This window comes from Streptomyces sp. NPDC002588 (genome assembly GCF_040295925.1).
Classification (GTDB): Bacteria; Actinomycetota; Actinomycetes; order Streptomycetales; family Streptomycetaceae; genus Streptomyces.
The window spans coordinates 45,354-68,787 of sequence record NZ_JBEOWF010000027.1; the positions used below are offsets into that span (position 1 = coordinate 45,354).

The 23,434-nt window shown below is 71.0% G+C and carries 26 protein-coding genes; 16 read left to right on the forward strand and 10 right to left on the reverse strand.

Going from position 1 to position 23,434, the window contains the following annotated elements; genetic code table 11:
* Positions 1–47: 47 nt before the first annotated feature.
* Both dapE and ABT057_RS28495 read left to right on the forward strand, forming a co-directional pair.
* Complete coding sequence (gene dapE, locus ABT057_RS28490; protein ID WP_352346463.1) at positions 48–1,127, forward strand: succinyl-diaminopimelate desuccinylase; 1,080 nt, start codon at positions 48–50, stop codon at positions 1,125–1,127.
* A 99-nt stretch (positions 1,128–1,226) separates the two neighbouring features.
* Positions 1,227–1,985 carry an LOG family protein gene (locus ABT057_RS28495; RefSeq protein WP_352346464.1) on the forward strand — a complete coding sequence of 253 codons (759 nt, stop codon included), beginning with the start codon at positions 1,227–1,229 and terminating at the stop codon, positions 1,983–1,985.
* A 130-nt stretch (positions 1,986–2,115) separates the two neighbouring features.
* Here the strand turns inward: ABT057_RS28495 and folP are convergent, their stop codons facing one another.
* Positions 2,116–2,976 (reverse strand): dihydropteroate synthase, encoded by an 861-nt coding sequence (gene folP, locus ABT057_RS28500; protein WP_352346465.1) that lies wholly within the window; start codon positions 2,974–2,976, stop codon positions 2,116–2,118.
* A 131-nt stretch (positions 2,977–3,107) separates the two neighbouring features.
* On the opposite strand from folP, the gene ABT057_RS28505 reads away from it, so the two are divergent.
* Together ABT057_RS28505 and ABT057_RS28510 are read left to right on the forward strand one after the other, a co-directional pair.
* Complete coding sequence (locus ABT057_RS28505; protein ID WP_352346552.1) at positions 3,108–3,461, forward strand: DivIVA domain-containing protein; 354 nt, start codon at positions 3,108–3,110, stop codon at positions 3,459–3,461.
* Entirely contained in the window at positions 3,458–4,042 is a 585-nt protein-coding gene (locus ABT057_RS28510) for a DNA-3-methyladenine glycosylase I (protein ID WP_352346466.1), read from the forward strand. The genes ABT057_RS28505 and ABT057_RS28510 overlap by 4 nt, the downstream gene beginning before the upstream one ends.
* A 1-nt stretch (position 4,043) precedes the next feature.
* Here the strand turns inward: ABT057_RS28510 and chcB are convergent, their stop codons facing one another.
* Complete coding sequence (gene chcB / locus ABT057_RS28515) at positions 4,044–4,835, reverse strand: 2-cyclohexenylcarbonyl CoA isomerase (RefSeq protein ID WP_352346467.1); 792 nt, start codon at positions 4,833–4,835, stop codon at positions 4,044–4,046.
* 355 nt (positions 4,836–5,190) lie between these two features.
* Here chcB and ABT057_RS28520 point away from each other — a divergent pair, with 355 nt between their 5' ends.
* Complete coding sequence (locus ABT057_RS28520; RefSeq protein WP_003966491.1) at positions 5,191–5,358, forward strand: DUF3117 domain-containing protein; 168 nt, start codon at positions 5,191–5,193, stop codon at positions 5,356–5,358.
* Between the two features lie 85 nt (positions 5,359–5,443).
* Here ABT057_RS28520 and ABT057_RS28525 read toward each other — a convergent pair whose 3' ends face one another.
* Complete coding sequence (locus ABT057_RS28525) at positions 5,444–6,142, reverse strand: O-methyltransferase (protein ID WP_352346553.1); 699 nt, start codon at positions 6,140–6,142, stop codon at positions 5,444–5,446.
* A 163-nt stretch (positions 6,143–6,305) separates the two neighbouring features.
* Between ABT057_RS28525 and sigE the strand changes: the two genes are divergently transcribed.
* From sigE to ABT057_RS28550, 5 genes are all read left to right on the forward strand, one after another.
* Entirely contained in the window at positions 6,306–7,088 is a 783-nt protein-coding gene (gene sigE, locus ABT057_RS28530; protein ID WP_352346468.1) for an RNA polymerase sigma factor SigE, read from the forward strand.
* A complete protein-coding gene (locus ABT057_RS28535) occupies positions 7,085–8,047 on the forward strand; it encodes an anti-sigma factor family protein (RefSeq protein ID WP_352346469.1) in 963 nt (320 codons plus the stop codon). Before sigE ends, ABT057_RS28535 begins: the two co-directional genes overlap by 4 nt.
* A 90-nt stretch (positions 8,048–8,137) precedes the next feature.
* The gene (locus ABT057_RS28540) at positions 8,138–10,006 is read left to right on the forward strand and encodes a trypsin-like peptidase domain-containing protein (RefSeq protein ID WP_352346470.1); all 1,869 of its coding nucleotides are present in this window, start codon (positions 8,138–8,140) and stop codon (positions 10,004–10,006) included.
* A gap of 234 nt (positions 10,007–10,240) precedes the next feature.
* Positions 10,241–10,681, forward strand: a complete 441-nt coding sequence (locus ABT057_RS28545) for a sec-independent translocase (protein ID WP_352346471.1) — start codon at positions 10,241–10,243, stop codon at positions 10,679–10,681.
* Positions 10,682–10,872: 191 nt separating this feature from the next.
* On the forward strand, positions 10,873–11,535 hold the full coding sequence (locus ABT057_RS28550; protein ID WP_352346472.1) for a hypothetical protein: 663 nt from the start codon (positions 10,873–10,875) through the stop codon (positions 11,533–11,535).
* Positions 11,536–11,582: 47 nt separating this feature from the next.
* On the opposite strand, the gene ABT057_RS28555 is transcribed toward ABT057_RS28550, so the two are convergent.
* The 3 genes from ABT057_RS28555 to ABT057_RS28565 are packed head-to-tail and all read right to left on the reverse strand — an operon-like array spanning position 11,583 to position 14,651.
* On the reverse strand, positions 11,583–12,716 hold the full coding sequence (locus ABT057_RS28555) for an Mrp/NBP35 family ATP-binding protein (RefSeq protein WP_352346473.1): 1,134 nt from the start codon (positions 12,714–12,716) through the stop codon (positions 11,583–11,585).
* 42 nt (positions 12,717–12,758) lie between these two features.
* Complete coding sequence (locus tag ABT057_RS28560) at positions 12,759–13,358, reverse strand: DUF1003 domain-containing protein (RefSeq protein WP_352346474.1); 600 nt, start codon at positions 13,356–13,358, stop codon at positions 12,759–12,761.
* Between the two features lie 6 nt (positions 13,359–13,364).
* A complete protein-coding gene (locus ABT057_RS28565; protein WP_352346475.1) occupies positions 13,365–14,651 on the reverse strand; it encodes a magnesium transporter MgtE N-terminal domain-containing protein in 1,287 nt (428 codons plus the stop codon).
* A 199-nt stretch (positions 14,652–14,850) separates the two neighbouring features.
* Here ABT057_RS28565 and ABT057_RS28570 point away from each other — a divergent pair, with 199 nt between their 5' ends.
* Positions 14,851–15,600 (forward strand): hypothetical protein, encoded by a 750-nt coding sequence (locus ABT057_RS28570; protein WP_352346476.1) that lies wholly within the window; start codon positions 14,851–14,853, stop codon positions 15,598–15,600.
* Positions 15,601–15,611: 11 nt separating this feature from the next.
* Here ABT057_RS28570 and ABT057_RS28575 read toward each other — a convergent pair whose 3' ends face one another.
* Together ABT057_RS28575 and ABT057_RS28580 are read right to left on the reverse strand one after the other, a co-directional pair.
* Positions 15,612–16,127, reverse strand: a complete 516-nt coding sequence (locus ABT057_RS28575) for a hypothetical protein (protein ID WP_352346477.1) — start codon at positions 16,125–16,127, stop codon at positions 15,612–15,614.
* Positions 16,128–16,159: 32 nt separating this feature from the next.
* Positions 16,160–17,305 carry a magnesium and cobalt transport protein CorA gene (locus ABT057_RS28580; protein ID WP_352346478.1) on the reverse strand — a complete coding sequence of 382 codons (1,146 nt, stop codon included), beginning with the start codon at positions 17,303–17,305 and terminating at the stop codon, positions 16,160–16,162.
* Between the two features lie 473 nt (positions 17,306–17,778).
* Here ABT057_RS28580 and ABT057_RS28585 point away from each other — a divergent pair, with 473 nt between their 5' ends.
* Entirely contained in the window at positions 17,779–18,363 is a 585-nt protein-coding gene (locus tag ABT057_RS28585; RefSeq protein ID WP_352346479.1) for a suppressor of fused domain protein, read from the forward strand.
* Positions 18,364–18,403: 40 nt separating this feature from the next.
* Here ABT057_RS28585 and ABT057_RS28590 read toward each other — a convergent pair whose 3' ends face one another.
* On the reverse strand, positions 18,404–19,639 hold the full coding sequence (locus ABT057_RS28590; RefSeq protein WP_352346480.1) for an MFS transporter: 1,236 nt from the start codon (positions 19,637–19,639) through the stop codon (positions 18,404–18,406).
* A gap of 160 nt (positions 19,640–19,799) precedes the next feature.
* On the opposite strand from ABT057_RS28590, the gene ABT057_RS28595 reads away from it, so the two are divergent.
* From ABT057_RS28595 to ABT057_RS28605, 3 genes are all read left to right on the forward strand, one after another.
* Entirely contained in the window at positions 19,800–20,441 is a 642-nt protein-coding gene (locus tag ABT057_RS28595) for a DUF6758 family protein (RefSeq protein WP_352346481.1), read from the forward strand.
* A gap of 133 nt (positions 20,442–20,574) precedes the next feature.
* Positions 20,575–21,432, forward strand: coding sequence for a PHP domain-containing protein (locus ABT057_RS28600; protein WP_352346482.1), 858 nt, complete (start codon positions 20,575–20,577; stop codon positions 21,430–21,432).
* 52 nt (positions 21,433–21,484) lie between these two features.
* Positions 21,485–22,090 carry a MarC family protein gene (locus ABT057_RS28605; RefSeq protein WP_352346483.1) on the forward strand — a complete coding sequence of 202 codons (606 nt, stop codon included), beginning with the start codon at positions 21,485–21,487 and terminating at the stop codon, positions 22,088–22,090.
* Between the two features lie 77 nt (positions 22,091–22,167).
* Here the strand turns inward: ABT057_RS28605 and ABT057_RS28610 are convergent, their stop codons facing one another.
* Entirely contained in the window at positions 22,168–22,320 is a 153-nt protein-coding gene (locus tag ABT057_RS28610; RefSeq protein WP_007384531.1) for a DUF8834 family protein, read from the reverse strand.
* Positions 22,321–22,523: 203 nt separating this feature from the next.
* Here ABT057_RS28610 and ABT057_RS28615 point away from each other — a divergent pair, with 203 nt between their 5' ends.
* A complete protein-coding gene (locus tag ABT057_RS28615) occupies positions 22,524–23,420 on the forward strand; it encodes an NYN domain-containing protein (protein WP_352346554.1) in 897 nt (298 codons plus the stop codon).
* Positions 23,421–23,434 lie beyond the last annotated feature (14 nt).

Consider the following 23,434-nt stretch of genomic DNA (forward strand, 5'->3'; position numbering starts at 1 on the left):
GAGCGGACCGAAGCGTGCCGTACATCTGGCGCGTTAGGGTCGACGGCATGGCCGACACCCCCCTTGATCTCACCCTGGACGCCGCCGCACTCACCGCGTGGCTCGTCGACTTCCCTTCGGAGAGCGGCACCGAGAAGCCCCTCGCGGACGCGATCGAGACCGCCCTGCGCGCCCTGCCGCACCTCACGGTGGACCGCCACGGCAACAACGTCGTCGCCCGGACGGACCTGGGCCGCCCGGAGCGGGTGATCCTCGCCGGCCACATCGACACCGTCCCGATCGCCGGCAACGTCCCCTCGCGCCTCGACGAGGACGGGGTCCTCTGGGGCTGCGGCACCTGCGACATGAAGGCGGGAGTGGCGGTCCAGCTGCGCATCGCGGCCACGGTCCCCGCCCCCAACCGCGACCTGACGTTCGTCTTCTACGACAACGAGGAGGTCGCCGCCGACCTCAACGGCCTGAAGCACGTCGCCGAGGCGCACCCCGAGTGGCTGGCCGGCGACTTCGCGGTCCTCCTCGAACCGTCGGACGGCCAGGTCGAGGGCGGCTGCCAGGGCACCCTGCGGGTCCTGCTGAAGACCACGGGCGAGCGGGCGCACTCGGCGCGCGGCTGGATGGGCTCGAACGCGATCCACGCGGCCGCCCCGATCCTCGCCCGCCTCGCCGAGTACGAGCCGCGCCATCCGGTGATCGACGGCCTGGAGTACCGCGAGGGCCTGAACGCGGTGGGCGTCACCGGGGGAGTGGCCGGCAACGTCATCCCCGACGAGTGCGTCGTGACGGTCAACTTCCGCTACGCGCCGGACCGCACCGAGGAGGAGGCGATCGCACACGTCCGCGAGGTCTTCGCGGACTGCGGGGTCGCGGAGTTCGTCGTCGACGACCACAGCCCGGGCGCCCTGCCCGGCCTCTCCCACCCGGCCGCCGCCGCCTTCATCGCTGCGGTGGGCGGCACCCCGCAGCCCAAGTACGGCTGGACGGACGTCAGCCGCTTCTCCTCGCTGGGCGTCCCCGCGGTCAACTACGGCCCCGGCAACCCGCACTTGGCCCACAAGCGCGACGAACGCGTCGAGACGGCGAAGATCCTGGCCGGGGAGGAGCGCCTGCGGGCCTGGCTCAACGGCTGAGCACGGGCACGCTCCGTGCCGGACACGCCGACGTCCCCCGCCCGTAACCGGGCTGGATCTACGCTGGCACGGAAAGACCTGCAAGCGGAGGGAGCGCACATGGCTACCGGTAACCCCGAGGGGAAGAAGCAGCCGCCGGAGGAACAGCGGCTGGGACCGGTCCTCCGACGGCGGGGTCAGGTCACGGCGAGCACGACCGACCAGCGGCTGCTGGACGCGGGCGGCCCCTCCGACTGGGTCCACACCGACCCCTGGCGGGTCCTGCGCATCCAGTCGGAGTTCATCGAGGGATTCGGCACCCTGGCCGAACTGCCCCCGGCGATCAGCGTGTTCGGCTCCGCCCGCACCCCCGCCGACTCACCGGAGTACGAGGCGGGCGTCCGGCTCGGACGCGGCCTGGTGGACGCCGGCTGGGCGGTGATCACGGGCGGTGGCCCGGGCGCGATGGAGGCGGCGAACAAGGGCGCCCTCGATGCGGGCGGCGTCTCCGTCGGCCTCGGCATCGAGCTGCCCTTCGAGCAGGGACTCAACCCCTACGTCGACATCGGCCTCAACTTCCGGTACTTCTTCGTCCGCAAGATGATGTTCGTGAAGTACGCGCAGGGCTTCGTGGTTCTGCCCGGCGGCCTCGGCACCCTGGACGAACTCTTCGAGGCCCTCACCCTCGTCCAGACCCAGAAGGTCACCCGCTTCCCGATCGTCCTCTTCGGAACGGAGTACTGGGGAGGCCTGATCGACTGGCTCCGGGGCACCCTGGTCGCCCAGGGCAAGGCGGCGGAGAAGGACCTCCTCCTGTTCCACGTGACGGACGACGTGGACGAGGCGGTGGCGTTGGTGTCCAAGGAGGCGGCCCGCTAGGGCGTGTTTCGCCCTAGCCGTTGGTCCTCGACGCCGGCCGGGCGCGATCTTTCAGCCCGTCCGGCGTTCGAGGACGAGGCCCTTCGGGGCCGACCGCGGTCCAGGGGGTGGAGCCCCCTGGGACACGCGCCTACGCGAGCCCGCGCCGGGCCACGGCGGGCGGACGGTGGCCCGCGATGGAGCCGACCATGTCCAGCACCTGCCGTGTCTCGGCAACCTCGTGCACCCGGTACACCTGCGCCCCCAGCCACGCCGACACCGCCGTGGTCGCCAGCGTCCCCAGCACCCGTTCCTTCACCTGCCGGTCCAGCGTCTCCCCCACGAAGTCCTTGTTGGACAGCGACACCAGCACCGGCCACCCCGTCTCCACCATCTCCGGCAGCCGCCGCGTCGCCTCCAGGCTGTGCCGCGTGTTCTTCCCGAAGTCGTGCCCGGGATCGATCAGGATCGACTCCCTCGGCACCCCCAGCCCCGCCGCCCGCTCCGCCAGCCCCACGGTCACCCGGAGGATGTCGGCCATGACGTCGTCGTACGTCACCCGGTGCGGCCGTGTGCGGGGGTCCGCACCGCCCGCGTGCGTGCACACCAGCCCCACCCCGAACCGCGCGGCGACCTCCGCGAGCCCCGGGTCGACCCCGCCCCACGCGTCGTTCAGCAGATCCGCGCCCGCCTCGCAGACCGCCTCCCCGACCTCCGCCCGCCAGGTGTCCACGCTGATGATCACGTCCGGGAACCGCCGCCGTACCTCCGCGACGAACCCGACCGTGCGCCGCGCCTCCTCCTCGGCGGTGACCTCCTCGCCGGGACCCGCCTTCACCCCGCCGATGTCGATGATGGCGGCACCCTCCGACACCGCCCGCTCCACCCGCGCGAGCGCCGGCTCGTCCCGGAAGGTCGCTCCCTGGTCGTAGAACGAGTCCGGCGTCCGGTTGACGATCGCCATGATCACCGGCTCGTGGGCCGCGAACACCCGACTGCCCAGCCTGAGCATCGCCTGTGACCTCTCCTAGTACGTGCTGCACATCCGCCGCCTGTGACCCTAACCGTCGGACCCGCATGGCACGATCGGACCCACACACATTCGAGACCGAGCACACCGAGCCTGGGGACCCACCGATGGTTATGTTCTTGTTCCTGGTCATCGCGCTCGCCGTGGTGGTCGCCGCGGTGACGCTCGCCGTGGTGGGCGGCGGCGAGGGCACCGGCCCGCTGCCCGAGGTGGCTCCGGAGCTGCTGCACGACCCGCTGCCCGAGGACCGCCCCGTCGACCGCGCCGACGTCGACCGGCTCCGCTTCCCGCTCGCCGTCCGCGGCTACCGCATGGCGGACGTCGACGACGCCCTGAACCGCCTCGCCGCCGAGCTCGCCGAGCGCGACGCCCGGATCGCCGACCTGGAGTCCGCCCTCGCCGGCCCCCAGGCCCGGACGGGGCACCAGGTCTCCTTCGAGAAGCCCGCCCCGGAGGACCACCAGTGAGCGACGGCACCGTGCTGGCCGGTCCGGACGGCGCGCTGCGCTGCCCCTGGGCGCTGTCCACCGAGGACTACGTGGCCTACCACGACGACGAGTGGGGCCGCGCGGTCCACGGCGACGACGCCCTCTTCGAGCGGCTCAGCCTCGAGGCCTTCCAGTCCGGCCTGTCCTGGATCACCATCCTGCGCCGCCGTCCCGGCTTCCGTACCGCCTTCGCCGACTTCAAGATCGACTCGGTGGCCGCCTTCACCGACGAGGACCGCGAACGCCTCCTCGCCGACGCGGGCATCATCCGCAACCGCGCCAAGGTCGACGCCACGCTGGCGAACGCGCGCGTGCTGGCGGAGTGGGCCCCGGGCGACCTGGACGAACTCATCTGGTCCCACGCCCCTGACCCGGCGACCCGCCCGGTCCCCAGGACCCTCGCGGACGTCCCGGCGGTGACGGACGAGTCGACGGCGTTGTCGAAGGCCCTGAAGAAACGTGGCCTGCGGTTCGTGGGTCCGACGACGGCGTACGCGCTCATGCAGGCATGCGGCCTGGTCGACGACCACCTGGAAAACTGTGTGAGCCGACAGGCCTGACTCAGCGGCCCAGGTACTTGGGCTCCTCCTTGTCCACGAACGCCCGCACGGCGATCGCATGGTCCTCGGACGCCCCGGCCCGCCCCTGCAACTCGTCCTCCTTCTCCAGCGTCTCGGAGAGCGAGTGCGAGAAGCCGTAGGCGACGGCCTCCTTGATCGCCGCATAGGCCACGGTCGGCCCCTCGGCCAGCATCCGCGCCACCTGCTCGCCCGCGGTGCGCAGCGACGCCGAGGGAACCACCCGGTTGGCGATCCCCAGCTCGTACGCCTCCTGGGCCTTGACCGTCCGGGGGAAGAACAGCAGGTCGGCGGCCCGTCCGGGTCCGATCACCCGGGGCAGGGTCCAGGAGACGCCCGAGTCGGCGGTGAGCGCGACGCCCGCGAACGACGTGTTGAAACCCGCCGTGTCGGCCACGACGCGGTAGTCCGCGGCCAGTGCCAGACCGAAGCCCGCACCCGCGGCCACCCCGTTGACCGCGGCGACCACCGGCTTCGGCGCCTCCGTCAGCGCCCGCACGATCGGGTTGTAGTGCTCCTTGACGGTGCTCATGACGTGGGCTGACCCCTCGGCCAGCAGCCCGATGTGCTCCTTGAGGTCCTGCCCCACGCAGAACGCCCGATCCCCGGCGGCGGTCAGCAGCACGGCCCGTACGGCAGGGTCGTCCGCCGCCTCCCGCACGATGTCCCGCAGGGCGACCTTCGTGGCGACGTTCAGCGCGTTCATCGCCTCCGGGCGGTTGAGCGTGATCGTCGCGAGCCCGTCGCTCACCTCGTACAGGACGCTGTCGGCCATGGGATGTCCCCTCCGTGTCGCGGCTCAGACCTACGAGGGACAGCATGGCGGAGATCGTTGTCCGAGGACCGGACGCGACATGTGACCTGTGTCAAAGAATCCGACCCGGTTTACGGACCCGGCAAGTCTGTGCGGCGGCGCAGTATCGCAGTCACAGCGGCGAATTGAGTGGTTTTGCTATCGCGCGTTGCCCAAGCGATGCCTACTGCTGTTGGTCATCGGGTCCTGAGATGCGGGATAATGGCCTGGAAGCAATGTGTTCGATGCCGGTGTCGCGTGTCCCACGTTTGGACCGCGCGTGCCCTCCCAGGGTCGTCGGCTTTGACGTGAGCTGGTTTCAGGAAGGGGAACGAGCATGGCGGCCATGAAGCCGCGGACGGGTGATGGCCCGCTCGAGGTGACCAAGGAGGGGCGGGGCATCGTCATGCGCGTTCCGCTCGAAGGCGGCGGTCGGCTCGTCGTCGAGCTGACCCCTGACGAGGCCGACGCGCTCGGCGACGCCCTCAAGAAGGTCGTCGGCTGACGCGCAAGCGACCATACCCTTTCACCCGCCCCGGCACCCTCAAGGCTGCCGGGGCGGGTGTTTCTCCCCGCTGGTGCCGCTCAGCTCACCGTTTGACCGCGCACAGCAGCCCGTCCCCCACCGGCAGCAGTGACGGCACCAGCTCCTGGCTGTCCCGCACCGCCCGCAGCAGCTCCCGGATCCTTATGACCTCCGTGGGCTGTGGGCCGGAGTCGACCGTGCGGCCGTTGGCGAAGACGCCCTCGAAAACGACCAGGCCACCGGGGCGCAGCAGGCGCAACGATTCAGCGAGATAGTCCAGGAACTCCAGCCGGTCGCCGTCGCAGAAGACGAGGTCGTAGCCGGCGTCCGCGAGACGCGGCAGCACGTCCAGCGCCCGGCCGGGAATGAAGCGGGCCCGGTTGCTGGCGAAGCCGCAGGCCCGGAAGGCCTGCCGGGCGAACTGCTGGTGCTCCGGCTCGGGGTCGACGGTGGTCAGGACACCGTCCGACCGCATGCCGTGCAGCAGATGGATACCGGAGACGCCGGTGCCGGTGCCGATCTCGGCCACCGCCTTCGCGTCCACCGAGGCGGCCAGCAACCGCAGCGCGGCGCCCGTGCTGGGCGACACCGAGCGCAGCCCTGCCTCGCGGGCCCGGTCACGGGCCCAGAGCAGCGCTTCGTCCTCGGCGACATAGGCGTCGGCGAACGCCCAGCTCGTCTGCCGGTTGCCGGTAATGACCCTCTCCTGTCCCCGTGGTTGCCTGGGCGTGACTGTATCCGTTGCCGCCGGGAACCCGCAGATGGGACCGGTCGTTTGAAAGGGTGGGAACGACGACCGGGGGACACAGTTGGATCACGACGAGGGACGGGACGCCGAGCAAGTGCTGACGCAGCCGTATGAGCCGTATCAGCACAGATCAAATTCTCGTAAAACCGCTTATCCGGAGCTAACGGGCGAGGTGGCTATGGTAGGGGCTCCACTGGACACCACCAGAGCCGACAGGGGAGGTGCGGCTGCGCCTGTGGATCGGAGAGGAGCGCTGCGGCGCTTTCTCGGGTCGGCAGGCAGGCCGAAATCCGTGAACGACACCGCTGACAGCAGCCACACCGTCGGCTTCGCCGCCGGTCCGGCCCAGACCGCGACCTTCTCCACCGACGCGGACGGGCAGGCGTGGACTCCGCCCACCTGGGAGGAGATCGTCAGCATGCACAGCGGCCGGGTCTACCGGCTCGCCTACCGTCTGACCGGCAACCAGCACGACGCCGAGGACCTCACCCAGGAGGTCTTCGTCCGCGTCTTCCGCTCCCTGTCGACCTACACGCCGGGCACCTTCGAGGGCTGGCTGCACCGCATCACCACCAACCTCTTCCTGGACATGGTCCGCCGCAAGCAGCGCATCCGCTTCGACTCGCTCGGCGAGGACGCGGCCGAGCGGCTCGCCAGCAAGGAACCCACCCCGCAGCAGATCTTCAACGACGCCCACTTCGACGCGGACGTCCAGCAGGCCCTCGACACCCTCGCGCCCGAGTTCCGCGCCGCGGTCGTCCTGTGCGACATCGAAGGACTGTCGTACGAGGAGATCGCCGCGACCCTGGGCGTCAAGCTGGGCACCGTCCGCTCGCGCATCCACCGCGGGCGTTCCCAGCTGCGCAAGGCCCTCGCCCACCGCTCGCCGCAGGCGCGCGCCGAGCACCGCTCCTTCGTGCCCCGCGTTCCCGCTCTGGGAGGAGGGGGCGCGACCGCGTGAGTGGAACTCGACGCAATCCCGCCGAGGGGCTCCTCGCCGAGCAGCATCTGGGCGACCGGCTCTCCGCCCTGGTGGACGGCGAGCTCGGTCATGACAGCCGTGAGCGCGTACTGGCGCATCTGGCGACCTGTCCGAAGTGCAAGGCCGAGGTCGACGCCCAGCGCCGGCTGAAGAACGTGTTCGCGGAAGTGGCCCCGCCCGCCCCCTCCGAGAGCTTCCTGGCCCGTCTCCAGGGGCTCCCCGCAGGAGGTGACTCCGACGGCGGCGGTACGCCGCTGGGCGGGTCAGGCTTCGGCGGCGGTGTCTTCGGAATGAGACGTGACGATCCGTTCTCGTTCGGCTACGTGCCGGCGGACGGCGGCCACGGCCCGGCCCTCCAGCCGTCCGCCCCGGACCGGGGCTTCCGCATCCACCCCGTCGGGCGGCCCGACAGCGAGCGCTCGCGCAGTATGCGGTTCGCCTTCGTGGCGGCCGGCGCGGTGTCGCTGGCCGCGATCGCCCTGGGCGGGGTGAACACCGGCGTGTCGGTCGACACGGCGGCGGACGCACGCGGCGGATCCGGCGGCAGCAATGTGACCCCGGCCCGCACCCCGGGCACGGGCTCCGCCACGACGCCCGACAGCCAGCGCCGGCGCGGCACCGGGCCCCTGCTCGCGCAGGACGGCACGCTGGTCGGCGGCGGGCAGGTCGCCCCGACCGAGGTCTCCGCCCCGCTGCTGCCCGGAGTGCCCTCCCCGGCCACCGGGCGTACCACGGACTCGGTCCTGCACCGGCTCACCGCCCCCGTGGTGGCCGGAGCGGCGGCCGTGTCCCCCTTGATACGTCCGCTCGCCACGACCCCGCCGCTCGCCCTGACCGCCTGGACCACCGCCACCTCCGAGGCCACCGGCCCAGGTCTGCTCGCCGTGCCCGTCCCCGACACCACCTCCGCCCCGTCCGCCTCCCCGAACGCCCGCTGAACCGGCCCCCGAGCCGGTCCGCGGCGAACCTGGTTGAATCCAGGAGAAGGAGGCGACCCGGCCCTGACCGGGTCCGGCAGGGGGGAGAGCATGGACGAGGGGAAGTCCGCGAAGGCGAAGTGGTGGAGCCGGCCTCGACCGCAGGAACCTTCGGGGCCGGGGGAGCAAGGTCTGCCGGCAGAGGGCGACGCGTTGCAGGGCGACCCGTCGGCGGGCGGCCTGCCTGAGGACCGCTTGCCGGAGGGCGACTTCGAACTGGCCCTCCCGGAGCGTGCCGTCCCGGGCGGCGAGGCGGCGGGGGAGACCGAGGGTGACGAGGCGGGTGCCGACGACGGCGACTACGAACTGAGCCGCCCCCTGAACCCACCCGCTCCGACGCCGGACGCGACCGCTCGGACGCCGAACGCACCTGCCCTCACGCCCGACGCGACCGTCCCGGCCGAGGAGCCGTTCGCCGGGCCGGCGCCGGCCCCCGTCCCCGACGAGCCGCCCAAGCCCCTGCACGACCCCGACCCCTACAGCACCCCGCCCTACGGTCACCCGGGCCCCTGGGCCCCCGCGCCCCCCGTCCAGCACCCGGCGGTCGCCCCGGCCCACGGCACGGCGCCGGCCCACCCCGCGCCGGCCGTGGCCTCGGCCACCCCGGCGGAGTCGAGCTCACCCGAGTCCGCCGCGCCCGTCCCCCCTCCGCTCCCGGCCCCGCCCCAGTCGCCGCCCGCCCCCGTCGAGGTCCCGGTTCCGGCCACCCCGTGGCAGCGCTACGACCCCTGGGCTTCCCCCGTTCCGCGCGGCTCCCTAGGTCCCCTTCAGCAGACCGGTGCCGGTGTCGTCGGTGAGGGGGAGCGGCGCAGGCAGGTGCGGCGGCGGTTGGCCGGGGGCGCGCTGGGGCTCGCACTGGTCTCCGGGGTGCTCGGCGGGGTCGTGGGTGCCCATCTGGAGCGCAACGGCGGGTTCGGCGGGGTGGAGCTGCCGCAGGCCTCCGCGGAGCCCACCGGGCGGGCCGCGGACAGCGTCGCCGCGATCGCCGCCCGGGCCCTGCCCGGTGTGGTCACGCTGCGGGTCACCGGCAGCGGGGAGTCCGACACCGGCACCGGGTTCGTGCTCGACACCCGCGGTCACATCCTCACCAACAACCACGTGGTCGAGCCCGCCGGAAGCGACGGGAAGATAACCGTCGTCTTCAACGGGGGACAGACCGCCGAGGCGGAGGTCGTGGGGAGGGACAGCGGGTACGACCTCGCCGTCGTCGAGGTCAGCGGGGTCGGCGGCCTCAAGCCGCTGCCCCTCGGCAACTCCGACAACGTCCAGGTCGGCGACCCGGTCGTCGCCATCGGCGCCCCGTTCGACCTGGAGGGAACCGTCACCTCCGGCATCATCAGCGCCAAGGAGCGGCCCATCACGGCCGGCGGCGGGGGCGGGGACGGCAGTGACGTGTCGTACGTGGACGCCCTGCAGACCGACGCGCCCATCAATCCCGGCAACTCCGGCGGGCCCCTGCTCGACTCCCGGGGCCGCGTCATCGGCATCAATTCCGCCATCCGGTCCGCCGACGACGGTGCCGCTCAGAGCGGCGGCCAGGCGGGCTCCATCGGCCTGGGCTTCGCGATCCCCGTCAACCAGGGCAAACGCGTCGCGGAGGAGCTGATCAACACGGGTAGGGCGACCCATCCCGTCATCGGCGTCACCCTCGACCTGGACTACGCGGGCGACGGCGCGCGGGTGAGCAGCAAGGGCGGTGCCAGCGGTGCGGCGGTCACCCCGGGCGGCCCCGGTGACCTGGCCGGCATCAAGGCCGGGGACGTCATCACCGAGGTCGACGGCACCCGCATCCACTCGGGTGACGAACTGATCGTCAAAACCCGTGCCCACCGTCCCGGTGACCGCCTGGAGCTGACCGTCGAGCGTGGCGGCAGGGAACGTACGCTCTCGCTGGTCCTGGGCTCCGCCGACGGAAGTTGAACGGCTCCCGGACGGCGACCCCACAGCGATTGACAGAAACCTCACAGATCGGACCCCGAAACACGCTCCGACAAGGCAAACAACGCGAAAAACCGGCCGTGTGCACCCAGTCGGACAGCACGGGACGGTACCGGTCGGACAGGTGCGACGGGTACCGTGGACCCGGCCCGGACCACGGAAGACCTGACCTGACCGCAGAGGGCCGAGGACCGCGGACATCGCAAGGAGCTTCAGGTGTTCAATGACATAGGCCCGCTCGAGCTGGTGACGATCGTCGTCCTGGCCGTGCTCGTCTTCGGTCCGGACAAGCTCCCGAAGGTCATCTCGGACGTGATGCGCACCGTCCGGAAGATCCGTGAGTTCTCCGAGAGCGCCAAGCAGGACATCCGGCAGGAGCTCGGACCGGAGTTCAAGGACTTCGAGTTCGAGGACCTCAACCCCAAGACGTTCATCCGCAAGCAGCTGGACAACGACGAACTGGGGCTGAAGGAGATCCGTAACGGCTTCGACCTGAAGAAGGAGATGGCCGAGGTCACCGACGCCGTGCACAGCCGTGACACGGACACGTCCGCGGGCTCGTCCGCGGGGTCGTCGGGCGGCAGGATCGACATGACCAAGAAGCCCGAGGACCCGGGCAAGGACGACCGGCCGCCCTTCGACGCGGACGCCACCTGAGCGACCCCCGTGCGCTCCCCGGACCACTCCGGGTCCCCCTGAAGCCGCCCCGCGCCACCTGCGCGCCGGGCGGCTTCACCGCTCTCCGCGGCGGGGTGGCTATGCTGCCTGGTTGTTGTGCGGAGCGGACGAGTACGCCCGAAGGGGGGCGGGCCCGTCGCTCCGTCGAGAGCGAGGAGGCGTCCGGGCACATGGAGACGACGAGTCGGGCAGTCGCGCAGACGCCGGCCGCGGAGGGTGGACAACAGGTTCCCTCCGTCCGGCGCACGGTCGACGGCTACCTGGAGGCGCCCTTCCCGTGGTACGGCCTCGACGAGGCCTACACGGGACCGCGCTGGCTGATGCAGGTGGGAGCGGCGGCCGACGGGGCCGTCGAACACGGTTCCATCGGACACGGTGACGAACCCTCCATAAGACACGAGACGGCCGGCGAGGACCGCGGCAGGTTCGCGGTCGTCGTCACGGTCGCCGCGAACCCGGTGCGGCGCAGCCCGGACGGCACGGGCCTGCTGGAGGCCACCTCGGTGTCCTCGGCGGCCTGGCTCGCGGGGGTGGGTCTGCTGTCCTTCACCTGGCCGGGCCAGATGGACCACACACTGCGGGACGACTGGCTGGACCAGCAGACCGAGACGGCCTGGGTGCTCGCGGACGACCTGGCGGGGCCGGACTGGTCGGCGCTGTCCCTCCCGGTCGACGGTGTGCCGACCCCCTTCCACTACCGCGAGTCGGAGTTCGGATGGGTCCTGGCCGGCTCCACCGAGCAGGGCGTGCACCTGGGGGCCTACGGCAGGGGCATGAGCGCCTACGGGCTCGGCTTCTCCGTGGTGAAGGACATCGAGGCGTACGCCCAGTAGCACGAAGGGTGCCCTCCCGGCGGAGGGCACCCCATGGTCGTACAGGCCTAGAACTTGTTCTTCGGGGTGATCCCCAGCGACAGTCCCGACAGGCCGCGCTGACGGCCGCCCAGCTTGCCCGCGATGGCGCGCAGCGCGGAGCCCGCGGGGGAGTCCGGGTCGGTCAGGACGACGGGCTTGCCCTCGTCGCCGCCCTCGCGCAGCCGGACGTCGATCGGGATGGAGCCGAGGACCGGGACGGTCGCGCCCGTGGTCCGGGTCAGGCCGTCGGCGACCGTCTGGCCGCCGCCGGTGCCGAACACGTCGACCATCTCGCCGCAGTGCGGGCAGGGCAGGCCGGACATGTTCTCGACGACGCCGACGATCTTCTGGTGGGTCTGGACGGCGATGGAGCCGGCCCGCTCGGCGACCTCGGCCGCCGCCTGCTGGGGGGTCGTCACGACCAGGATCTCCGCGTTCGGGACCAGCTGGGCGACGGAGATCGCGATGTCGCCGGTGCCCGGCGGCAGGTCGAGCAGCAGGACGTCCAGGTCGCCCCAGTAGACGTCCGAGAGGAACTGCTGGAGCGCGCGGTGCAGCATCGGGCCGCGCCAGACGACCGGCGCGTTGCCCGGGGTGAACATGCCGATCGAGATGACCTTCACGCCGTTCGCCGACGGCGGCATGATCATGTTCTCGACCTGGGTGGGACTGCCGTCCGCGCCCAGCATGCGCGGCACGCTGTGGCCGTAGATGTCGGCGTCGACGACGCCCACCTTGAGGCCGTCGGCCGCCATCGCCACCGCGAGGTTCACCGTCACCGAGGACTTGCCGACGCCGCCCTTGCCGGACGCCACCGCGTACACCCGGGTCAGGCTGCCGGGCTTGGCGAAGGGGACCTCGCGCTCGGCCTGGCCGCCGCGCAGGGCGGTCGCCAGCTCCCTGCGCTGCTCGTCGCTCATCACGTCGAGCGTGACGTCGACCCGGGTGACGCCCTCGACGCGGGAGACCGCCTCGGTCACCCGCTGCGTGATCGTCTCGCGCATCGGGCAGCCGGAGACCGTCAGGTACACGGTGACCGCGACCGCTCCGTCCACACCGATCTCCACCGACTTGACCATCCCGAGTTCGGTGATGGGGCGGTTGATCTCGGGGTCGTTCACCGTCGCCAGTGCCTCGCGCACCGCGTCTTCGCTAGCCATAGGACGATGGTACGGCGCGCACGGGGGCGCGCGGCCAGCCCCTCAGCGGTCGTCTGTGTCACGTCCCGGCGACCGATCCGCCGGGAATACCACCTTCCCGTGCTGACCGTTGTGCCGCTCCTCCAGTTCCTTGAGCATGTCCTGCAGTTCGGAGCGGATCCAGTCGCGGGTGGCGACCTCGCCCAGGCCCATGCGCAGGGCGGCCACCTCCCTGGTGAGGTACTCGGTGTCGGCGATGGACCGCTCGTTCTGTTTGCGGTCCTGTTCCAGGTTGACGCGGTCGCGGTCGTCCTGCCGGTTCTGCGCGAGCAGGATCAGCGGGGCCGCGTAGGAGGCCTGGAGGGACAGCATCAGAGTCAGGAAGATGAAGGGGTAGTTGTCGAAGCGCAGGTCGTGCGGGGCGAACACGTTCCACAGCACCCACACGATGATGACGACCGTCATCCAGACGATGAACCGTCCGGTGCCGAGGAAGCGCGCGATCCGCTCCGACAGCCGGCCGAAGGCCTCCGGGTCCCATTCGGGCACCAGCCGGCGCCGCGGTGGGCGTGGCTGGTCGAGCCGGGCGCGCGGGCGGCTGGTGGCGGTCGCGCCCGCGGGCGTCCGCTCGCGCTCACGGGTGTTCTCACGCTCGGGAGACATGCGGAGTCACCCCTTCCCCGTCGTCTCTTCTGAGTCGTCGAGGTGGAACTCGGTCTCCCGCCAGTCCTCCGGCAGCATGTGGTCGAGCACGTCGTCCACGGTCACCGCGCCGAGCAGCGAACCCGCCTCGTCCACGACGGGCGCCGCGACCATGTCGTACGTCGCGAAGAACCCGGCGACGACCGGCAGCTCGGCCTCGGGGTCGAGCGCCTGCAGATCACCGTCGAGGATCGCGCTGACCAGGGTGTACGGCGGTTCGCGCAGCAGCCGCTGGAAGTGGACCGTGCCGAGGTACTTGCCCGTCGGGGTCTCGTCGGGCGGCCGGCAGACGTAGACCTGGGCGGCGAGCGCGGGGGACAGGTCGCGGTTGCGCACCCGCGCGAGGGCGTCGGCGACGGTGGCGTCCGGCCGCAGGACGATCGGCTCGGTGGTCATCAGACCGCCCGCCGTGTGCTCCTCGTACGACATCAGGCGCCGCATGTCGGCCGCGTCGGCGGGTTCCATCAGGCTCAGCAGCCGCTCCTGGTCCGCCGTCGGCAGTTCGGCGAGCAGGTCGGCCGCGTCGTCGGGGTCCATGGCCTCCAGGACATCCGCGGCGCGCTCCTCCTTCAGCTTGCCGAGGATCTCGATCTGGTCGTCCTCCGGGAGTTCCTCGAGGACGTCGGCGAGCCGGTCGTCGTCGAGGGCGGCGGCGACCTCCGCGCGCCGCTTGGCCGAGAGGTGGTGCAGGACGTTCGCCAGGTCGGCGGGGCGCAGCTGCTCGAAGGTGGCCAGCAGGCTCTCGGCGCCCTGCCCGTGCTCCTCCAGGGAGAAGCCGGTGACCGCCGACCACTCCACGGTCAGCGCCTCGCCCTTCGTGCGGCGGAACGCGCCGCCCTTTCGGCCCTTGCGGACGAAGACGCGGGTGATCTCCCAGTCCCGGCGGGCCGGCAGCTGCTGCATGGACACGTCGAGGACGGTGACCTCCTCGCCGGTCTCGACGAGCGTGGCCCGCAGGTCGAGCAGTTCCCCGAAGACCAGCCGCTCGGTGGGCCGTTGCTCGAAGCGGCGGACGTTGAGCACACCGGTGGTGATGACCTGGCCGGACTCGATGCCGGTCACCCGGGTCATCGGCAGGAAGATCCGGCGGCGGGTGGACAGTTCCACGACCAGACCGAGCACCCGTGGGGGCCGGCGGCCGACGCGCAGCATGACGACCAGGTCGCGCACGCGGCCGACCTGGTCGCCGGTGGGGTCGAAGACGGGAACACCGGCGAGGTGCGAGACGAAGATCCGGGGGACACCGGCTGCCATGGCTGTGGTTCCTTGCCTTTTTGAAACGCCTTTTGAGTCGCCTTCCGAATTGCCCGCTCCTGCGGGCTTCAGGCTAGCCCGTCCCGATCGGATACGCCCTGGTGAGGGCTCCGGACGGACCCGTTCCGAGCGGGCCCGGAGACCCCGGTACGCTGCCGTACGCCGCCCAGCACACCCCCGCAGAAAGGCAGCCCTCCCTGTGACTGTGACTCCCCAGGGCCGTACCCGCCGGGCCGCGCTGGTGAGCGCCGTGTGCGCACTTGCCGTGGGTCTCACCGGGTGCGCCGAGGATCCGGACGAGGGCACCAACGGCGTGGGCAAGCTGCCCGCCGCGCAGATCCAGACGAAGACGAGGGCCGCCGCCGGTTCGGTGGACGCGGTACGGCTGTCGGGGACCGTGGTCACCAGCGGCCGTACATACCGGCTCGACATGCGGCTGAAGGCGGACGGCGGCACCGGCTCGGTCACCGCCGAGGGGACCACGTTCCACCTGCTGCGGGTCGGCGAGCAGCTGTACCTGAAGGCGGACGCCGCGTTCTGGAAGCACGATGAGGACGGCAAGGCCGCGGGCGGCGGCTCGGACACGGCCGCCGCGGACAAGCTCGACGACAAGTACGTGAAGGTGCCGACGGGGGACCCCTCGTACAAGAAGTTCAGCGGCTTCACGGACAAGGACCTCCTCCTCGACGGTCTGCTGACCCTGCACGGCTCGGTGAAGACGGACGGACACCACGAGCAGTCCGGTGTGCGCACCATCCGCATCACCGGAGACGGCGGCTCCGGCGGCACGCTGGACGTCTCCCTGGAGGGCGACCCGTACCCGCTGCGCCTGGTGCGCGGCGGCGGCGCGGGCACCCTGAGCTTCTCCGCCTGGGGCAAGGACTTCGCCCTGGAGGAGCCGGCAAAGGGCGCGACGGTCGACTACGGCAAGCAGCTGCCGACGTCCTGACCGCCGCTGGACTATTTCTTGCGCCGCTTTCTCAGCAGCAGCTTCGGCAGGCCCGCCGGGACCGGCTCACGGGTGGTGGCGGGGGACGGCACGGGCCGCGCCGCGAGATCGCCTTCGGGCAGGGGCAGCGTCGCCCCCGTCGGCTCCAGTCGCACCACCCGGCACTCCCGGGCCCACCGCCCCGGCATCGCCTCGCCGTCGGGCGCGTTGAGCCGCTTGCCCTTCAGCTCGGCGACGGCCGCGTCCCACTCGGGTGAGCCGGGTGCGAGCTGTACGACCCTCGCCGTCCAGGAGACCAGCCGGCCCCCCTTGTCCTTGCTGCGGACCGTGACCTCGGCCGAACCGCCCTCGACCAGTCCCGGCAGCGGCTGCTCGCCCGGCCCGTCGCCGATCACACAGGCGGCGCCCTCGTGCCACACGTGCCACAGCGCACGCGCGGCCGGTTCGCCGGTGCCCCTGACCCAGATGAGGCCGGACTTCTTGGTGGCCTCCTCGACGAGGGCCTGCCCGAGCAGCTCGCTTGTCATGCCGCCCAGCCTAAGGGCCCGCGCGGGGGCGGTCACAGCCAGCCGTTGCGCTTCAGGGTGCGGTGGATGCCGACACACAGGCCGACCATGACCGTCATGACGACCGGGTAGCCGAACTTCCAGTGCAGCTCCGGCATGTAGTCGAAGTTCATGCCGTACACCCCGCACACCATCGTCGGTACGGCGATGATGGCCGCCCAGGACGTGATCTTGCGCATGTCCTCGTTCTGCGCGACGGAGGCCTGGGCGAGGTTGGCCTGCAGGATCGAGTTGAGCAGTTCGTCGAAGCCGAGGACCTGCTCCTGGACGCGGGCGAGGTGGTCGGCGACGTCCCGGAAGTACTTCTGGATGTCGGGGTCGACCAGCCGCATCGGCCGCTCGCTCAGCAGCTGCATCGGCCGCAGCAGCGGGGAGACGGCCCGCTTGAACTCCAGCACCTCGCGCTTGAGCTGGTAGATCCGGCCGGCGTCGGTGCCGCGCGGGGTGCCCTTGCGGCCCGGCGAGAAGACCTCGGTCTCGACCTCGTCGATGTCGTCCTGCACGGCGTCGGCGACCGCGACGTATCCGTCGACGACATGGTCGGCGATCGCGTGCAGTACCGCCGAGGGGCCCTTGGCGAGCAGCTCGGGGTCGTCCTGGAGGCGGTGGCGCAGCGCGCGCAGCGAGCCCTGGCCGCCGTGCCGGACGGTGATGAAGAAGTCCTTGCCGGTGAAGCACATGACCTCACCGGTCTCCACGATCTCGCTGTTGGCGGTGAGCCGGTCGTGCTCGATGTAGTGGATCGTCTTGAAGACGGTGAACAGGGAGTCGTCGTACCGCTCCAGCTTGGGACGCTGGTGGGCCTGGACGGCGTCCTCCACGGCCAGCGGGTGCAGCCCGAACTCGCTCGCGATACCGGCGAATTCGGCCTCGGTCGGCTCGTGCAGGCCGATCCACACGAAGCCGCCGTCGCGCCGGACCTGGCGCATGGCCTCCTGCGGGGTGAGCGAGTGCGTGAACTCGACGCGGGAGCCGTCGCGGTAGACGGCGCAGTCGACGACGGCCGACGGGGTGGCGGGGTCGCGGGTGGCGTCGTACGCCCCGTTGTCCATGCGCGTACCGCCCTTGCGGACACCGCCCTTGAGCAGGGAGGGACGGGCCGGACGGACCACGGCACGCAGGTCGCGGATCATCGACATGGCAGGCTCCTTCGCGTCGGGCAACGAAAGGCCGCTGTGACGGGTGGAACTACCCGGAATGAGGACGTCCTGACTGCGGATGTTTGGCACGTCCACAAAGCGGGGAGCACCGCACCGTCGCGGTGGCGAGCTTCGTTACTGATTCAGACCAGACAGATCAGACGGATCAGAGAACAGATCAGACGGATCAGGGAAAACGAAGTGCTCTTCCGCGCGAAGAAGCGAGCAGAAAGGCGGCAGTCGGCCGAAGCAGCTGCGTCAGAGGCCGGAAGAGCGAGTGGTACTGCACGGGTGACTTCGATCCATGACAGCCCCACCTCCTCCAGCCGGTCCCTCGTAAGGGAGTCCCATCGGCGTCGAGGCAAGATCGCGACGCTTCTGCGTGCTGCCCCGAACCACCGGGCAAGAGTATCAGCCGACCGAAGTGTCAAGCCGCCGCTTTGCCCGCTACTGACGAGTTCTATGCTCGCGACATGGCTGATGTTCTTCCTCTCGTCGAGGCCCGGTTGCGCACCGCGCTGGGTGAGCCGGACGCCCGCGCGGCGGTCACCTTCCTGGGCGCGGACCGTGTCGAGGTACTCCGTTTCCACGAGGGCGACATCGTCCGCTACGCCACGCTGGGCATGTCCGCGCAGCCGATGACGGACCCCGCCGCGATGCTCGTCGACCCGGTCGAGGGCCCGCGCGCCGAGCTGGTCCTCTCGGTGCGCGGCGGGCTCGCCGACACCGACAAGGTGCTCCGCCCGCTCGCCGTGCTCGCCGCGTCTCCGCAGGTCGAGGGCGTGGTGGTGGCGCCCGGCGCCTCCCTCGACGTCGGCGGACCGCTGTGGCCCGGCGCTCCGTTCAGCTCGGTGCTGGTCGCCGAACCGGGCGGTCTGGTCGAGGATCTCGCCCTCGACGAGCCGCGCGACCCGGTCCGCTTCCTGCCGCTGCTCCCCATGACGGCGAACGAGGCCGCCTGGAAACGCGTCCACGGCGCCCAGGCGCTCCAGGAGCGGTGGCTGACGAGCGGGACGGACCTGCGGGATCCCTCCCGCAGGTCCGTCCCGCTCGACTGACATCCCGTGAGGAACGTCACCAACCGGTGGCCGGAAGCCGTCAGTTGGCGAAGACGGTGACCGAGTCCTCGGTCGTGTGCCGCGGCGTCAGTTCTTCCGCGTCGTGTGCGAGTGCCTTGCGCCGTACGACGACCACGGCCGCGCCGACGACCGCGGTGACCGCCGCGACCACGAACGGGACGTGGATGTCGGTCCACTCCTCGATCTTCGGGGCGAAGTAGGGCGCGGCCGCGGCGGCGAACCAGCGCACGAAGTTGTAGCCGGCGCTCGCCACCGGGCGCGGGGCGTCCGACACACCGAGCGCCAACTCGGTGTAGACGGTGTTGTTCAGGCCGATGAACGCGCCGGACAGGATCGTGCAGACGACCGCGGTGGTGTGGTCGCCGTAGCCGAGGACCAGGACGTCCGCCGCGAGCAGCAGCAGCGAGCCGCCGAGCACCTTCAGCGAGCCGAAGCGCTTCTGCAGCCGCGGTGCCACGACCACCGAGAAGACGGCGAGCAGCACTCCCCACGCGAAGAACACCGCCCCCGACCGGTACGGGCTCATGTTCAGCACGAAGGGCGTGAAGGCCAGCACGGTGAAGAACGTGTAGTTGTAGAAGAACGCCGAGGCCGCGGCCGAGGCGAGACCCCCGTGGCCGAGCGCCTTCACCGGGTCGAGCAGCGAGGTCCGGCGGGCCGGCTTCGGCTGCTCCTTCAGGAACACCGTGATGCACAGGAACCCGACCGCCATCAGGAACGCGGTGCCGAAGAACGGGTAGCGCCAGCTGGCGTCGCCGAGCAGCGCGCCCAGCAGCGGTCCGCACGCCATGCCGAGGCCGAGGGCGGACTCGTACAGCAGGATCGCGGCCGCGCTGCCTCCCGCGGCCGCGCCGACGATGACCGCGAGGGCGGTGGAGACGAAGAGCGCGTTGCCGAGGCCCCAGCCGGCGCGGAATCCGACGAGTTCGGCGACCGAGCCGGAGGTGCCGGCCAGGCCCGCGAACACGACCACGAGGGCGAGGCCGAGCAGCAGGGTCCGGCGGCCGCCGATGCGGCTGGAGACGAAGCCGGTCACCAGCATCGCGAGCGCGGTGATCAGGAAGTAGGAGGTGAAGAGGAGGGACACCTGGCCGGCTGTGGCGTCGAGGCCCTGGGCGATGGACGGCAGGATCGGGTCGACCAGGCCGATGCCCATGAAGGCGACGACCGAGGCGCCGGCGGTCGCCCAGACCGCGCCCGGCTGTCGTAGAAGCCCGTTCGCTCCCTCGTCGAAGGGGTCGTGCTCCGCTCCCATCGCTTTCTCCTGTCCGGACGACAATGGTTGGTATATACACACAGTAAGTTAGGTGGGCTAATTAATGCAAGTTACATCTAGTGGTTTCCGTTGAACCGCTTCCGTCCGGACGGGTGATCGTCCTTGACGTGGGCCTGCTCGGGTAGGACCGTGGGGCCCTATGAGGGGCGAACCCAGTTGCCCGAAGTGTGGTGGCCGGGTCAGGGCTCCCGGACTCTTCTCCGACTCCTGGCAGTGCGATGTGCACGGGACGGTACATCCGCTGCAGCCCGTGATCCCGCCCAGCGTCGAGGCCCTCAGCGTGGTGGTGCACCGTACGCAGGTGCCCGTGTGGATGCCCTGGCCCCTGCCGGTGGGCTGGCTGTTCACGGGCGTGACCTACGCCGGTGACGACCGCAGCGGCGGTCGCGCCACCGCCGTGGCCTGCTCCGGACCCGGCCCGCTGGGCGGCATGGGCGAGCTGATCCTGGTCGCGGAGGAACTCGGCGTCGGCCTCGGGGCGCGGTACGCCGGTGTCGACGGGCCGGACCCGGGGCCGTACATGAGTGTCGAGAAACCCCCGCAGGCGAAGGTGCTGGCGGCCGGCCGGCCCACCCCGCTCTGGCATGTCTCCGCCACCCCGGACGACCGGGCGGTGTTCGCGGGCGAGGCGCGGGGTCTGTGGCTGTGGGCCGTGGTGTGGCCCGAGCAGTCCGGACTGCTGATGTACGACGAACTGGTGCTGACCGATCTGCGGGACGCGGGTGCGGAGGTGGAACTGGTGCCCTGCGGGGCGCTGTCGCCGCGCCTGCTCAAGCCATAGGGGCGGGTTGCCGGGCTCGGGTTTCCGGTCGTGCATGTAGGGGGTGATCCCGTGTTTCGACCATGACGAAGGGTGTTCGAATCTCAGCTATGCTGAGGCGTCCCTTCCGTTCCGCCCGCCCTGGAGTTCGCTCGTGCGCATCGATCTGCACTGCCACTCCACGGCCTCCGACGGTACGGACACCCCGGCCGAGCTGGTGCGCAATGCCGCCGACGCCGGTCTGGACGTCGTCGCGCTGACCGACCACGACACCACCCGCGGGTACGCCGACGCCCTGGCCGCGCTGCCGGGCGGGCTCACCCTCGTCACCGGCGCCGAACTGTCCTGCCGCATCGACGGCGTCTCCATGCACATGCTGGCCTACCTCTTCGACCCCGAGGAGCCCGCCCTGCTCGCCGAACGCGAGCTGGTGCGCGACGACCGGGTGCCGCGGGCGCGGGCCATGGTCGCCAAGCTCCAGGAGCTGGGCGTGCCCGTCACCTGGGAGCAGGTGGCGCGCATCGCGGGGGAGGGATCCGTCGGGCGTCCGCACGTGGCGACCGCGCTCGTCGAGCTCGGTGTCGTGCCGACCGTGAGCGACGCCTTCACCGAAGGCTGGCTCGCCGACGGCGGACGGGCCTTCGTGGAGAAGCACGAGACCGACCCCTTCGAGGCGATCCGGCTGGTCAAGGGTGCGGGCGGGGTCACCGTCTTCGCGCATCCGGGGGCCGCCAAGCGGGGTCGTACCGTGCCGGAGTCGGCGATCGCCGAGATGGCCGCCGCCGGTCTCGACGGCATCGAGGTCGACCACATGGACCACGACGACGAGACGCGTACGCGGCTGCGCGGGCTGGCGCGGGACCTCGGACTGCTGGTCACGGGCTCGTCCGACTACCACGGCAGCCGCAAGACGTGCGTGCTCGGCGAGTACACGACGGACCCCGAGGTGTACGGGGAGATCACCCGGCGGGCGACGGGCGCGTTCCCGGTGCCGGGGACCGGCGGAGCCTGAGGCTCACCCCCGCACGTCCACCTTCTCTTCTTCCCGCAAGGCCCCTGTACTGATGTTCGACGTCGCCGTCTTCGGCTCTCTCTTCCTCACCCTCTTCGTCATCATGGATCCCCCCGGGATCACCCCGATCTTCCTCGCCCTGACCGCCGGACGTCCCGGCAAGGTGCAGAAGCGGATGGCCTTCCAGGCGGTCTGCGTGGCGGGCGGGGTCATCACCGTCTTCGGCCTCCTCGGCCACCAGATCCTCGACTACCTGCACGTCTCCGTGCCCGCGCTGATGATCGCGGGCGGACTGCTGCTCCTGCTCATCGCGCTCGACCTGCTCACCGGCAAGACCGACGAGCCCAAGCAGACCAAGGACGTCAATGTCGCGCTGGTGCCGCTGGGGATGCCCCTGCTGGCCGGTCCCGGCGCGATCGTGTCCGTCATCCTGGCCGTGCAGAAGGCCGACGGCGTCGCCACGCAGGTGTCGGTGTGGGCGGCGATCCTCGCCATCCATGTCGTGCTGTGGCTCGTGATGCGCTACTCGCTGCTGATCATCCGGCTCATCAAGGACGGGGGCGTGGTCCTGGTGACCCGGCTCGCGGGAATGATGCTCTCAGCGATCGCCGTACAGCAGATCATCAACGGTGTCACCCAGGTGGTCCAGGGGAGCTGACTGCCCTGGTGAACGCAGAGCCCCGCACGGCGGTCGACGCCGTGCGGGGCTCTGAAGTCTCTGTAAGGACCTGTGGATTACGAGGCCGAGGTGTCGGCCGGACGGATCCACAGTCGCTGCCCGATGGCGGCGGCCTGCTGAACGATCCGGTTGACGGAGGCCGCGTCCACGACGGTGCTGTCCACGGGCGTGCCGTCGACGTCGTCGAGTCGCATGATCTCGAAGCGCATGGCTTCTCCCTTCGTCTGGTCATCCTCCTGCTGAGGATTGCTGGTGCTTGCTGCTACATGAGGAGTCAACGCGATGCGTGTTACAAACATTCCCTACGCTAAAGAAATTTTTCGAACGGCTAATTACTAGCGAGTAAGAGACCGTGGTTCGACTGAACGGGACCGGTTGTGTTCGCAGCGTGACCGCCGGAAGAATGGAGGCGATGAACGACGACCTCGCGGCCCTCGCCGCCCGCATCGACCGCACGAACGAGCTGCTGACCCGCATGCTCGCCGAGGTGGCCAAGACGCCCTCGACCCATGCGATCTTCGTCGACGCGGGGTATCTCTACGCGGCCGCGGGCCGGCTGATCGCCGGGACGGAGGACCGCCGGGCCTTCGACCTCGACGCGGAGGGGCTCATCGAGGCGCTCATCGACCGAGCCCGCAGCATCTTCGCGGACAGCAGGCTGCTGCGTGTCTACTGGTACGACGGCGCCCGGCGCCGGATCCACACCGCCGAGCAGCAGTCCATCGCCGAACTCCCGGACGTGAAGGTCCGGTTGGGCAACCTCAACGCCAACAACCAGCAGAAGGGCGTCGACTCGCTGATCCGCACCGACCTGGAGTCACTGGCCCGCCATCGCGCCATCAGCGACGCGGCCCTGCTCGGCGGCGACGAGGACCTGGTCTCGGCCGTCGAGGCCGCCCAGGGCTACGGCGCCCGCGTCCACCTCTGGGGCATCGAGGCACCGGAGGGGCGCAACCAGGCCGAACCGCTGCTCTGGGAGGTCGACAGCCAGCGCACCCTCGACCTCGACTTCTTCAAGCCGTACGTCGCCCGGCGCACCGCCCCGGCCTACGAGGCGAGCAACGGGAGCCGGCCCACCCGCGAGGACGTCCGCTTCGTCGGCGCCCAGATCGCGGCGAAGTGGCTGGTGGCGCGGGGCCGCGAGGCACTGGTCGAGCTGCTGCCCGGCCATCCCTATCTGCCCGGCTCCGTCGACCAGGACCTCCTGGTGGAGGCCGAGGGCATCCTGCAGTACTCGCTGCGCGGCCAGGCCGATCTGCGGCGCGCGCTGCGGGACGGATTCTGGGAGCACGTGCAGACGCAGTACTAGCTTCGTGCGGTTCG